This is a genomic window from Cupriavidus sp. FW306-1B-F12B (assembly GCF_058781795.1).
This window is the reverse complement of sequence record NZ_JBYSXC010000004.1, coordinates 186744-200132: the sequence shown is the minus strand read 5'-3', so window position 1 is coordinate 200132 and position 13389 is coordinate 186744. Positions and strand designations below refer to the sequence as shown.

Here is a 13389-nt window from a genome sequence, read left to right as displayed (position 1 = left end):
CTTCCGGTCATGTTGGCGCCCGCGTTGCCGGCGTAGAGTTGCCGGACCCTGCCGAAAGGGCTGATCGATCAAGGAATGTGCTGATGAAACTGCTAGTGGTGGAGGACGAGTCCAAGACCGGCGAATACCTGCGCCAGGGGCTGACCGAGGCGGGCTTTGTCGTCGACCTTGTGGCCAACGGACTGGACGGCCAGCATATGGCGATGACCGAGCCCTATGACCTGGTCATCCTGGACGTGATGCTGCCGGATCTCGACGGCTGGCGCATCGTGCAGGCGCTGCGCGCGGCGGAAATCGCCGTGCCGGTGCTGTTCCTGACCGCGCGCGACAGCGTGGCCGACCGCGTCAAGGGGCTGGAGCTGGGTGCGGACGACTACCTGGTCAAGCCCTTCGCCTTTTCCGAGCTGCTCGCGCGGGTGCGCACGCTGCTGCGCCGGGGCACGGCGCAGATGGCGCTGGACCGCATCCAGGTGGCCGACCTGGTGCTGGACCTGGGCCGCCGCCGGGCCACGCGCGCCGGGCGCCGCATCACGCTGACCAGCAAGGAGTTCGCCTTGCTGGAACTGCTGGCGCGCCGCCGCGGCGAAGTGCTGCCGCGCTCCTTGATCGCCTCGCAGGTGTGGGACATGAACTTCGACAGCGACAGCAATGTCATCGACGTCGCCATCCGGCGCCTGCGCGCGAAGATCGACGATGAGTTCGAGCCCAAGCTGATCCAGACCGTGCGCGGCATGGGCTATGTGCTGGAAGCCCCCGAGGCAGCGGAGAACGCTGAATGAAGGTCCGGATGTCGCTGACGGCACGGCTCACCATCCTGTTCTCGCTGTCGTCGGCCGCGGTGCTGCTGGGGCTGGGCGTGCTGATCTGGCTGGCGATCGACAATCATTTCGCCGACGAGGACTACGCCGTGCTCGGCGACAACGTGCGGCTGATCCAGAAGATCGCGGGCGAAGGCCCGGCGGCGTCGCTGGCGCAACGCCTGGGCCCGGTGCTGGAACACCATGCCGGATTCGTCGCCGAAGTGCGCGCCGCCGACGGCAAGCGCCTGTATGCCACGCAGGGCTTCGACTTCGGCATGGCCCTGGCCGCCGCCGCGCAGCTGCCGGCGCAGCGGCATGCCTTCACCTGGGAACAGGGCGGCCAGACCTACCGCGGCATGCGTGCGCTGGCGCAGGTGCCAACCGGACAGCCGGGGCCGCTGCAGGTCGTGGTCGGCATGGACACGGCGCTGCACGCCCACTTCATGCACGCCTTCCGCCAGTCGCTGGCCTTCTACACCGCGCTGGCCGCGCTGGCGAGCGGGCTGCTGGGCTGGTGGGCCGCGCGTCGCGGACTCTGGCCACTGCGCACCATGGCCTCGCGCGCGCGCGCCGTCACCGCGCACAAGCTGGACGAGCGCATGCCGGTCGATGCCGTGCCGGTGGAAATGGCCGACCTGGCCGCGACGCTCAACGCCATGCTGGAACGCCTGCAGCGCGATTTCACGCGCCTGTCGGAGTTCTCATCGGACCTGGCGCATGAGTTGCGCACGCCGATCACCAACCTGATGACGCAGACCCAGGTGGTGCTGTCGCAACCGCGCGATGCGGACAAGTACCGCGACGTGCTGGCGTCCAACGTGGAAGAGCTGCAGCGCCTGTCGCGCATGGTATCGGACATGCTCTACCTGGCGAAGATGGAGCACGGCATCACCCTGCCGAACGCCGAGCCGATCGAGGTGGCTGATGAAGTCACTGCGCTGTTCGATTTCTACGATGCGTTGGCCGAGGACAAGGGTGTGCGCATGGCCCTGCGCGGCCGTGGCCGCATCACCGGCGACCGGCTGATGCTGCGGCGGGCATTGAGCAACCTGCTGTCGAATGCGCTGCGGCATACGCCGGCGGGCAAGGGCATTGTGGTGGAGATTCTGCCCTCCGCCGAGGCGGTGACGGTGGTGGTCGAGAACGAGGGCGACACGATCCGGCCGGAGTTGCTGCCATCGCTGTTCGATCGGTTCTTCCGTGCCGACAAGTCGCGGGCGCGGCCCGAGTCCGATGGCGCCGGGCTGGGGCTGGCGATTACGCAGGCGATTGTGGCTGCGCATGGTGGGGGGATTGGAGTGGAATCGGAGGGAGGAAGGACACGCTTTGTCTTGACGTTCAAGGCGTAGGGACTGAGGCAGATTCAGCCGTGTCAGCGGTGATCGCATCCGCCGGCAACCCAGGCAGCATGGCGCGAATCGCTGGGACGAGCTCCCACGTGGGCACCGTCCGCGTGATCCGGGCAATGTCTGCGGCGAGGCCGGGCCACTCCGCCGTTCGGTAAAGCAAGTAGAAATCGCGCTGGCCCAGCCGGGATGGTGGAATCGGCACAAGGTCGACCTGGTCCAGCCACGCCCGCGATTGCCAGAGGCAAAGAGGCGTGCTGGGCAAGGCGGGTACTGAGTTCAGGGGCCCCCAAAAAAGCCGCCCACGCCAGTTACGGCAACTGGGGGAGCTGGCGTGGGCGCGAAGACCACCGGATGCGGCTCCAGCGGCAATCCGATGCTACGCAAATCCCCCTGTGACGACTGCCAACAATTGTGTCGGCAGCCGTAACGTGGCTTGCGGCCGTTGGCGTGCCGCTCAGGCCACAGGCAATTCGATACGGAACACCGCCCCCGCCCCAGCCGCGCTGCGCACGCTGGCCTTGCCACCATGCCGCTCGGCCACGGCCCGCACCAGCACCAGCCCCAGACCCGCGCCTTCCGGCGCGCCCTGCTGCCCCTCATGCAAGCGCGCGAACGGTTCGAACAATCGTGCCTGGTCGGCCTCGGCAATTCCCGGCCCATGGTCCTGCACGGCAACGACAAAGCTGCCCGGCTCACACGTGAGCGAGACCGTCACGGTCCCCCCTTGCGGGCTGAACTTGATCGCATTGCTGACCAGGTTGGCGATGGCGCGCGCCAGCAGCGTCGGTTCACCCTGCAGCACCGCGGGCTCGTCAGGCAGGTCGATCTGCAGCGTCACTTCGCGGGCCTTGGCCAGTGCCCAGAGCTGGTCCGTCGCATCCAGCACCAGGCCGCCCAATTCCACTTCCATGAACGCCAGGGTCTTCGACTCCGCGCGCGCGACGCTGATGAAATCGTCGGCCAGCGTCATCGTGCGGCGTGCATGGGCGGCGATGCGTGCCAGCACGCCGCTGTCCGTGGCGACGTCGCCGGCGGCTGCCCCATCGCGCCGCGCGCGGCGCTCATGCAGCTCGATCAAGGCCAGGATCGATGCCTGCGGCGAGCGCATGTCGTGCGACAGGAAGCGCAGCATCTGCTCGCGCTGGCGCTCGGCAATGCGGATCGCGGTGATGTCGATCACGCTGACGATCAGGCCGGCCACGGCGCCGGCCTCGGCGTGCAGCGGCGCGCCATGCAGCAGGTAGCGGCGGTCGCCGCGCCCGGCCACCTCGATGCCGCCGTCGGGAACCGGGACCGGAGCGATGCGGGCGCCGGCGTGGCGGTCGTGCAGCGACTGCCAGTACGCCAGGGCCGGTGCCGGCGCGGGAAAGATTGCCTCGATCAGCGCGCGGATGGCGGCCCGCGGCGGCCCGGCCGCGCCCGGCGCATGAGCGGGCTCGCCGTCCAGCACCGCGGGCGCCAGCGCCACGCAGCGCCGGTTGGCCAGCATCACGGCGCCGTCCAGGTCGCAGATCGCGGTGGCATCGGGCAGGCTTTCCAGGCCATCGGACAGGAAGCGGCGCGTGCCGCGCAGTTGCGCGCTCATGCTGTAGACGGCGCGCATGCGGCTGTCGAGCGTGGCGCCGGCATGGCGCGGCGCGGCAATCAGGCCGGGTTCGCGTTCCAGCCGCGCCAGTTCGTCGGTAAGGAAGCGCAGGGCCGCCTCCTGGCGCAGCCAGCTCCACAGCGGGTAGAACAGCACGCAGCCCAGCGCCGCGGCGGCGGGTGCAAACCATAGCCGCGCCAGCGCCAGCAGCAACAGCGAGCCGCCCAGCAGGGCGGCCAGCAGCAGCCCGGTGGCCACCAGCGCGCCGCGCGGGGGCAGGCGCAGCGCGGCCAGTGCGGCCAGCAGCACCGCCAGCAGCGTGCCGCCGACCTGCCACGCGCGCGGCACCGCCACGATGGCATCGCCGTCGGTCAGCGCCTGCACGGTATTGGCCAGGATCTCCACCCCGCTCATGCCGCGGCCATCGCGCGACACGGGCGTCGGCAGCACGTCGCCCATGCCGGTGGCGAGCGCGCCGATCAGCACGGCCTTGCCGGCAAAGATGGCGGGATTGGTGCGGCCGTCCAGCACGTCGCGCGCCGACACGCGGGCAAAGGTGCCGGGCGGGCCGGCATACGGGATGCGCAGGCGGCCGCTGCGCTCCCAGCCGTTGGCTTCGGTGATCCGGGCCGGCTCCTGGCGCGCGATGCCGGGCGGCTCTCCGGCGCGCCCGAACCCCGCCATCACCGCGGCCAGGTGCGGCACGCCGGCGGCGGCCACCGGATGGGGCCCCTCGCTCAGATAGACCTGGCGCGCCACGCCATCGGTATCGACCACCATGTTGATATGCCCCACCGCGGCGCCCAGCCCGGCCAGCGGGTAGCGCACCAGCATGCCGGCGGGGCCGGATTCGGCCACCACCGGCAGCACCACGTTGCCGGCCTGGGCCAGGCTGCGGGCCAGCACGGCGTCGTCTTGCGGATAGCGGGTGTCGCGCTCGGACAGGATCACGTCCACGCCGATCACGCGCGGCCGGCCGGCGGCGATGCGCTCGACCAGCTGCGCCAGCACCGCGCGGCGCCACGGCCAGCGGCCGATGGCGGTGATGCTGGCGTCATCGATGCCGACGATGACGATGTCGTCGCGGGCCGGATGATGCTGGGCGCTGATGGCGATGTCGTAGGCGGCCAGGTCGGCGCGCTCGGCCCAGCCCTGGCGCGCGGCCAGCACCACCAGGGCCAGCACGGCCGCAAGCAGCAGGCACCATTCGATCAGCGTGCGCTGCCCGAAAGCGTGCCCGGGCGCGGCCGGTGCCGGGCCTGGCGCGTCAGTTGAGCCGGATGCGGCCACCACCGTCCGGCCGGTCGCCCGACCCGATTGCGCCGCCCTGCGAGTCGCGCAGGAGGGCATTGACTTCAATGCGCTGCGGCGCGGAGAACGCCGCCGGGTCAGGTGTCACCCCCGGCGCCGCACGTGCCACGCGGATGAAATAGACGCCGGGCGCGGGGCGCGGCAGGTCAATGGTGTTGGTGGTGGTGTGCTCGTCGGCCAGCAGCGTGGCAAAGCCGGCATCGGCCGAAACCTGGACCCGGTAGCCCGCGCCGGCGCCGCTGCCCTCGGGCCAGCCGATATGCAGCGCGCCGCCGTCGTCGTGCAGGGTCGGCACGGGCGGCTTGGGTTCGACGCTGAACGGGACCGCGTCCGACCACGGGCCCGGCCGGCCCGCCGCATCGATGCTGCGCACGCGCCACCACCAGCGGCCCGGCACCAGCGCTTGCATGGCGGCGGGCTCGGAGGCCGCCTGCACCGCGGCATCGCGCGTAAAGGCCGGATCGGCGGCCAGCGCCAGTTCGTAGCGCGCCGCGCTCGGCACGGTGGCCCATTCGAAGGCGACGGCGTCGGCATAGCGCACCGCATCGGCGGCAGGCTGCTGCGTGAATGGCGCCGGCGGGTTCAGCCGCACCGACACCGGTGCCTGGGCGTCGTGGCCAGTCAGCTGGTGCTTGTCGATGGCGCTGACGCTCAGGTACAGCGTGCCCTCGGGCAGGCCGTCGACGCGCGCGGTCGTGGCAGTGGCGCCACTGGCGGTGCCGGTCCAGACCAGTTCGCTCAGCGCCGCATCGCGCGCCACCAGCACGCGGTAGGCGGTGGCGCCCGGCACCGGCTGCCAGGCGGCCTCGAAGGACGGGCCCAGCACGGTTTCGGCCGGGGGCAGCAGGGCCGGCGCCGGCAGCAGCGCCACCGGCTGCGACAGCTTGCCGCCGGCCGACACGCCGATGCCATAGCCGGCACCGACCGAAGCCGCCGCGGTCATGGCGCGCTCCGCTGCCGGCCTGGCGCGGGCGCCCCGCGCCGCACTGACGCCGACGCGCCCTTCCAGCACCTCGCTGCGGCTTCCTGCCATGTCTGCCGAGACCCGGTAGCGGGTGCCGCGCACGCCGGTCACCATCATCGGCGTATGCAGCTCGAAGCGCCCGACGCCGCCGCCCTGCGGTGCCACGCGCGTATCGGCGGCACCCTTGTCGATGCGGATCACGGTGTCGGTCAGGCCGCTGCGCGCGAACGTGCGCAGCCGGCTGACCGAGAGCGTGGTGGCCGGCGGCACCGTGACGCGGCTGCGGTCCGGCAGCTCCAGCGTGACCGAGCCGCCCGCGGGGGTCTCGATGCGCGTGGTTTCGTCCAGCGTCATGCCGGCCTGCACCGGCCGGCCATTGGCGCGGACCGCGCCGGCCACATGGACCACGCGCGCCGAGGCGGCCTGTTCGGGAATCTGGCTGAGCGGGATGCGCAGGCGCGAGCCGGGCACCAGCCGGTACGGATCGGCCACGCGGTTCAGGCGCTGCAGCGTGCGCCAGCCTTCCTCGGACGCCATGTAGCGCGAGGCCAGGCCGATCAGTGTATCGCCCGGCTCCACCAGGTAGATAAAATCGGCGCCTTCCGCGCCCGCGGGCCCGGCGTGCGCCGGAACCGCCATGCCGGCCAGCAGGGCCAGCGCGGCACATCCAATCCGCATAAGAACCCGTTTCATCATGAAAGAGGGGACGCGTTCAAGCCAGGCGCGGCGCAGGCTAGGCGCGGGCCGCCGGCCTTGGTCATTCCAAGGTCAAGGCCCGTAACGACGCATGCGCCGCGCCTGGCTTGAACCCGAAGGGAAGGCTGCTGCCGGGCCGCATGGCGTTGTTGCAGCCTCCTTGCGTGGAATGACCACGCCGCGTCGGCCACGCCTAGTCCTGCGGCCCGGCAGCAGCCTTCGCGCCCCTTTTTCATGGTGAAACGGGTTCTAAGCATCCGCCCCGGCCTCATCCGCCTCCACATCTGCCGCGGAAGCCTCTTCAAAGCGATAGCCGTGCGAGTACACGGAGGTCAGCCGCACGCCGTTCTCGGGGCGCAGCGCCAGCTTGAGGCGCAGCCGCGAGATATGCGTATCCAGCGTGCGCGAGCCCGCGCCCATGGCGCGGCCCCAGACGGCCTGCTCCATCACCTCGCGCGCCAGCAGGCGCCCGGTATTGCGGAACAGGAACAGGGCCAGCTCATATTCGCGCGGGGACAACAGCGCCGGCTCGCCGCCGATGGTGATGGTGCGCGCGTGGGTATCGACGGTGTAGTTGCCGCGCCGGATCAGCTCCACTTCCTGCGCGGCCTCGGGGTAGGCGCGGCGCAGCAGCGAGCGCACGCGGGCGATCAGCTCGCCGGCGCGGATGGGCTTGAGCATGTAGTCGTCGGCGCCCACCGTCAGGCCGTCGACGATATCGGATTCTGCGGTGCGGCTGGTGACGAACAGGATCGGCGGCATATTGCCGGACTTCTGCCGCACCCAGCTGACCAGCTCATAGCCGCTGGTGCCCGGCAACTGCCAGTCGACCAGCAACAGGTCATAGGCGCGCTCGCGCAGCGCGCGCAGAAAGTCCGCGCCGTTGGCGAAGGACTCGCACTCGAAGCCGGCTTCGCTCAATATCTGCCGGATCAGTTCGGCCTGATCCGGATCATCCTCCACGGAGGCAATTCGCATACCTCTACATCCTTCTGCCAGCTTCCGACTGCAACTGCGGTCTCTGCCACGGCATGTCGACGGCTCGGCCGGCAAGTCATTCCTCATATTCACCCCCAGGGGGGCGCGGCCGTCGATCTGATCCGACGGGCCAGGCCGAAGCCCGCCGGCTGCCGCCATGTTACCCAATCGCAGGCCCTTCCGTCGAGATGCCCCGACGAGGGGTGGCGGCGGCAACTGCGCCGATCCCTCCGCGATCGTCTTTCGATCTGCATCATCCTTGCCGCCATCGTGCCGCCCCGGGAGCCGGGCGCACGATGGCGGCAGGGCCTATTGCAGCATGTAGGTCTCGTACTCCAGCCGGTCCAGCTTGCGGTCCAGCAGGTACAGCGCCAGCGCCACCACCACCAGCAGCGACACCGCAAAGCCGTAGCCGTACCAGGCCGGCCCGAGGTGCAGCGTCAGCAGCGTCAGCGCGAAGTTCAGCACCACGAAGGTCGCGGTCAGCAGCAGCACCTCGCGGCGGCGGTCCAGGTAGAAGTAGATGTTGAGCACCCCCAGCAGCACCACCTGCAGGCTAGCACCGATCACGTCCACGTACAGCAGCGGCAGGTACAGCTCGGAAATGCCCAGCAGCCGCAGCACCCACACGCCCACCGCGAACAGCAGCAGCGCGGCGATGGCCTGCACCTTGACGATCTCGTACAAACCCAGCCGGATGGTCTGGACCATGGTGTTGCGCATGTCCTCGATATGCTCGAGCGAGCTGCCGCCGCGCACCGCGTTGTAGAACGCGTCGTAGTACTCGACGAAATCGGTCTCGATGCGCACCAGGAACACCGCCATGCCCGGGATGATCGCCAGGTAGGCCAGGAACACCGGGATGTCGTAGATGATCGACGCATGCAGCGGCCCGATCACCTGCTGCCCGGTGGAGGGCGCGTACCAGAACATGAACTTGTCGATCCAGATGCCCAGGTTGTAGAGCAGGCCGATCGCCACCAGGCTGGGGTACGCATGGCGGCGCTGGAACACCTCGAACGACATGAACTGGCGGCTGGTGTAGTTGCGGTAGATCAGCGTCACCATGCCGGTCAGCAGGCACAGCTGGCCGGCGGCGAAACCGCCCAGCAGCCCTTCCAGCCCGTGGCCGCGCAGCACCAGCGCGGCGCCGACCGAGATCGCGTAGCCCAGCAGGAAGGTCCATACGATGGCCTTGTACTGCTTCATGCTCGACAGGAAGATCGCGGCAATCCAGATATTGCTCAGCACCACGAAGCCCGCCACCATCAGCAGCCGGTACAGCACCGACTGCTCGCCGAAGCTGAATACCGCGCACGCCACGCCGATGCCGCCCGACAGCACCGTCGACAGCAGTGCCACCGCGTGGTAGTTGCTCAGGACCAGGTGGTCGCGCTTCTCGAACAACCGGTCCGAGGTGAAGCGCGTGAACGCCAGCTGCATCGGCCCGGTCAGGATCAGGCTGCCGGCAATCAGGTAGGTCACGGACACCTGGAACTGCGTGATCAGCGAGCCCGGCACCACGAAGGGCAGGCTCAGCATGCCGATCAACAGGATGCCGACGATCGACAGGATCCACGGCCCGGAGCTGATGATGCCGGCATACGCGTAGGCGCTCAGCATGCCCGACAGGTTGTCCCGCCGCAGCATCTTGCGCAGCTCGAATCCAATGCCAGCCATGCTCAGGCTCCTCCGTGGACCGGGCAGCGCGCGGGGTTGCCGCCGCCCTGCCGCTCAGGTCCGCCAGGCCCGGCGCCGTCTGCCTGCGCCATCAGCCGTTGATACAGTTCGCGGTAGCTGCCCACCATGCGGTCCTGGGCGTAGTAGCGCTCCACGCGCGCCACGCCGGCGGCCTGGGCCGCCTGCCAGCGCGCCGGGTCCTGCAGCAGCCCGAGCGCCGCCGCGGCCAGGGCCGCGGGATCGGCAATGCGCACCACCTCGCCGGCCGAGCCCAGCGCGGCGTCCTCGCCGGGCAGGCCGAACAGCAGCTCGCGGCATGAGCCCACGTCGGTGGTCACGCATGGCACGCCGGCGGCAAAGCCTTCCAGCACCACCAGCGGCAGCGCCTCGCTGATCGAGCTCAGCACCAGCACGCCCACCTGCGGCAGCAGCGCGTCGATGCGCTGGAAGCCCAGGAACTTGACCTTCTGGCCCAGGCCCAGGCTCTCGGCCAGGCTGCGGCATTCACGCGCGTAGTCGGGATCCTCGTCCTCGGGGCCGGCGATCCAGCCTTCGGCCTCGGGGTACTCGCGCACCACCGTCAGCATGGCGCGGATGAAGGTCTTGACGTCCTTGATCGGCACCACCCGGCCGATCAGGCACAGCACCGGCGGCACGCCCGGCTTGCGGCGCGCGCGCAGCGGCGCCAGGCGCGGCAGGTCGATGCCGTTGGGGATGCTGCGCGTACGCACCTCAGGCGCGCCGTCCTGCACCTGGCGGCGGCGGTTGCCCTCGTACAGCGCGACGATGTCGTCGCCAGCGTCGTAGCAGACCCGGCCGATGGTCTCGAAGAAGCGCACCCACAGTTCGCGGAAGTAGCTGATCTGGGAGATGTCGCGCTCGAACACATTGCGGTTGTCGCGGATCCACTGGCTCTGGAACAGGTCGATCTTGCGTTCCTTGGTGTAGATGCCGTGCTCCGACACCAGCAGCGGGCGCTGGTTGCGGTGGCGCAGCAGCGCCCCGAGAAAGCCCGCATAGCCGGTGGAAACCGTGTGGTAGACCCGCGCCGGGATCAGGTTGTCGGCAATGCGCACCAGCTGCCACAGCGGCTTGTGCATGATGCGCACGGTCCAGAAATAGTCCGTGAACGACGGGTCCGTGCAGAAGCGCCGGTATTGCTCGGTGATGGTCTGCCAGGCGCGGCGGCTGTACAGGAAGGCGTCCTCGCCCAGCGCTCCGCCCTCGCGCAGCGCCGGCATCAGCTCGCGCATCATGGCGCCGGCCTCGGCCTCGCGGCCCGGGTCGCGCAGCAGCTCGTGCAGGCGGTCCGAGGCGTCGAACGCCTTGGCATCGCCGGTGCTGCCCTGGACCAGCGGCGGCGGCGGGAAGTCGTACAGGTAGTGCGTTTCCAGGTGCACCACGTTGGGCGGCAGCTGGTAGGCCATGTCGCCATAGTCCTCGCGCCGGCTGCCGATAAAGACGATGCCGAAGCGCAGGTCCGGGAACGCGCGGATCATCTGGTTGACCCAGCTCGACACCCCTCCGCTCACATACGGGAAGGTGCCTTCGAGCAGCAACATGACGTCGGCCGACGTCCCTTTTACCAGGATCTCGCTCATGATTGCCAGTACCGCAGCAGGGGCCGCACCAGCGGGAGCGGCGAGGGGCTGTCAAACGATGCCATCAGCTGGCGCACCGCGGCATAGTCGCGTTCCAGGTAGGCGGCTTCGGCCAGGTGCGGCAGCACGCGTTCGCGCGCGAAGCCGAGGGATTCGGCGCGCTGCAGCCATTCACGCGCCTCGCGCGGGGCATTGCGCGCCAGTGCCAGGCGCCCGCGCATGTACCACAGCGAGGCATTGCTGTCGTCATGCGCCAGCGCCGCGCTGGCGTAGCGCTCGACCTGGCTGGCGGTGTAGCGGTAGACGTCGCCCTGCACCAGGTTCTGGTAGATCAGTTCCCAGTACAGGTCGGCCAGCCGCTTGCTGATCTCGGCGCGCTCGCTGGCGCTGTTGGCGCTCTCCAGGCGCGGCAGCTCGGCCAGGATCTGCTGGGTCAGCTGCTTCTCGGCGCCGTCCAGCATGCCGTAGGCCAGCAGCCGCACGTCGTCGACGCTGTCGGCCAGCAGTTCGCGCAGCACCGGGCTGGCGGTGCGCGCCGGCATCGACTGCATCGCCACCAGCGCGGTCACGCGCTCGGGCAGGGGCGCGCGCGCATTGCCCAGCTGCGCACGCAGGCGCGCGCCGCCGCCGTGCGTGACGCGCGACATCAGGTGCGTGACGAACTCGGGCAAGCCCACGGTGCCGATGCCGCTGGTGTCCACGCGCCGCGGGAACAGCTTCGAGAACAGGTAGCTGCCCAGGCACACCAGCGCGCCGCCCAGCGGCACGAAGAAGCAGAACAGCGCGAGAAAGCCATAGCTCCACCCGAACGGCACGCGAAAGCGCCGCGGCAGCAGGCGCCACAGCAGCAGCGCGGTCAGCGCGGCGGCCACCGCCTGCATGCCGAAGAAGGCCAGCAGCAGCGCGGTGCTGTTGCCGGCGCGCGCCAGCAGCGCCAGCGCGGCGATCTGGGCGGCGAGCCCGCTGGCGCCGAGCTTAAACATGGGGCGCTTCCCCGGCCGGCAGCGTGGCCGGCGCGATCGCGCCATCCACCTGGGCCCGGCGCAGCAGTTTGACCAGCGCGTCTTCCGAGCCGGCGCCGGGCACCGCCAGCGTATAGACGCCGATGCCCGCACTGGTGAAATCGGTGCCGAACTGCGCGCGCAGCATGTCTTCGATGCGCACCAGGTAGGCCGCCACCGCCTGCGCATCGGACAGCGGCATCAGCGTCAGCATGGCGCGGTGATGGGCGTTGACCACCGGCCACGCCACATCCAGCGCGCGCCGGCTGCGCACCACCTGCTCGAACAGCGCATCGCGCTCCGGATCCGCGTCGAACACCAGCGCCACCACCGAGCTTTCGATGCCGGTCTCGCGCCGCAGCCGCGACAGACGCGCATAGTCCAGCGCAAACGGGTATGGGCAGGCCGGCAGCGCCGCCTGGATGGTGCGGGTGGCGCCGGCGTGCTCCACGCCGTCGGCGTAGTAGCCCAGCAGCACCATCAGCATCTGCAGGTTCTCGTAGGTCAGCGACAGGAACGGCATGCGCTCGACCACCAGCAGGCCGATCAGGTGGTCGGAGCCGGCCAGCACCGGCGCCACCGCCACGTAGCGCGTCTGCGCGCCATGCTGCAGGCCGTCGGCGCGCAGGTGCGCCAGCTGGCGCGTGTCCAGGCAGTGGCGCACCAGCGGGTCGGTGGTGTCGAGCGTGAATTCCGGGCCGATGCTGGCGACCGGGGCGCCATCCACGTGCTCGCCATCGCAGGCATGGAGCGCGGCTGCCTCAAGCTGGCAGGCCTGCGCCACCACCTGCAGCATCGGCTGCGCGCCGGCCAGCACCTGGCCGGTGCGCGCGGCCTCATCCAGCGCCACGCTGCGCAGCTGCGACAGCGTGTCGCGCAGCGTGGTGGGCCGCGCCAGCAGGTCGTTTTCCAGCCGCTCATGCGAGATCCGCAGCAGGTAGTGGTTCTTGGTCAGCGCCGCCAGGCGTTCGTCCAGGTAGCGGTTCACGGCGCGGGCGCGCGCCAGGCGCGTGCCCCAGATATCGCCGAACTGCCCGGCCACCAGCACCAGCAGCAGCCCGCCGAGGAAGAACAGGCGCGGGAACGGCCCTGCCATCACGCCGGTCTGCTGGTAGAAGTACCAGCCGCCCAGCAGCATCAGCACGCTGCCCACGCCGATCAGCGTGCCGTAGCGCAGCGCCAGGATCACCGGCAGCAGCCAGGCCCACGGAAAGCCCATGCCGAGCAGCAGCGGGTTCTGCGGCAACACCAGCCACGCCAGCCCCATTGCCACCAGCATGGCCACCACCAGTTCCACCACGGCCGCGCGCCCGCTGACCGCCGGCGCCAGCAGGCGCGCATAGCGCCCACCCAGGCCGATGCCCTGTCCTTGCCGCGCGCGATATGTCTTGTCAGCCGTATTGGCCACGCTCATCCCCTTGCTT

General features: G+C 70.1%; 9 protein-coding genes. 2 read left to right on the top strand and 7 right to left on the bottom strand.

What is annotated here, in order from left to right; genetic code table 11:
- The first annotated feature begins 83 nt into the window (after positions 1–83).
- Positions 84–779, top strand: a complete 696-nt coding sequence (locus tag AC3WLE_RS09100) for a heavy metal response regulator transcription factor (RefSeq protein ID WP_492317187.1) — start codon at positions 84–86, stop codon at positions 777–779.
- Complete coding sequence (locus AC3WLE_RS09095; protein WP_492357103.1) at positions 776–2149, top strand: heavy metal sensor histidine kinase; 1374 nt, start codon at positions 776–778, stop codon at positions 2147–2149. Before AC3WLE_RS09100 ends, AC3WLE_RS09095 begins: the two co-directional genes overlap by 4 nt.
- 454 nt (positions 2150–2603) lie before the next feature.
- On the opposite strand, the gene AC3WLE_RS09090 is transcribed toward AC3WLE_RS09095, so the two are convergent.
- The 7 genes from AC3WLE_RS09090 to AC3WLE_RS09060 all read right to left on the bottom strand — a co-directional run bounded on the left by AC3WLE_RS09090 (position 2604) and on the right by AC3WLE_RS09060 (position 13379).
- On the bottom strand, positions 2604–5027 hold the full coding sequence (locus AC3WLE_RS09090; protein WP_492357104.1) for a CHASE2 domain-containing protein: 2424 nt from the start codon (positions 5025–5027) through the stop codon (positions 2604–2606).
- Complete coding sequence (locus AC3WLE_RS09085; protein ID WP_492357105.1) at positions 5002–6687, bottom strand: FecR family protein; 1686 nt, start codon at positions 6685–6687, stop codon at positions 5002–5004. Before AC3WLE_RS09085 ends, AC3WLE_RS09090 begins: the two co-directional genes overlap by 26 nt.
- A gap of 267 nt (positions 6688–6954) precedes the next feature.
- Positions 6955–7683 carry a response regulator transcription factor gene (locus AC3WLE_RS09080; protein ID WP_492318451.1) on the bottom strand — a complete coding sequence of 243 codons (729 nt, stop codon included), beginning with the start codon at positions 7681–7683 and terminating at the stop codon, positions 6955–6957.
- A gap of 309 nt (positions 7684–7992) precedes the next feature.
- Complete coding sequence (gene pelG / locus AC3WLE_RS09075; RefSeq protein WP_492318450.1) at positions 7993–9363, bottom strand: exopolysaccharide Pel transporter PelG; 1371 nt, start codon at positions 9361–9363, stop codon at positions 7993–7995.
- A 2-nt stretch (positions 9364–9365) separates the two neighbouring features.
- A complete protein-coding gene (pelF, locus tag AC3WLE_RS09070) occupies positions 9366–10964 on the bottom strand; it encodes a GT4 family glycosyltransferase PelF (RefSeq protein ID WP_492357439.1) in 1599 nt (532 codons plus the stop codon).
- Positions 10961–11947 carry a tetratricopeptide repeat protein gene (locus AC3WLE_RS09065; RefSeq protein ID WP_492357438.1) on the bottom strand — a complete coding sequence of 329 codons (987 nt, stop codon included), beginning with the start codon at positions 11945–11947 and terminating at the stop codon, positions 10961–10963. Before AC3WLE_RS09065 ends, pelF begins: the two co-directional genes overlap by 4 nt.
- Positions 11940–13379, bottom strand: a complete 1440-nt coding sequence (locus tag AC3WLE_RS09060; RefSeq protein WP_492352161.1) for a PelD GGDEF domain-containing protein — start codon at positions 13377–13379, stop codon at positions 11940–11942. Before AC3WLE_RS09060 ends, AC3WLE_RS09065 begins: the two co-directional genes overlap by 8 nt.
- Between the last annotated feature and the right edge of the window lie 10 nt (positions 13380–13389).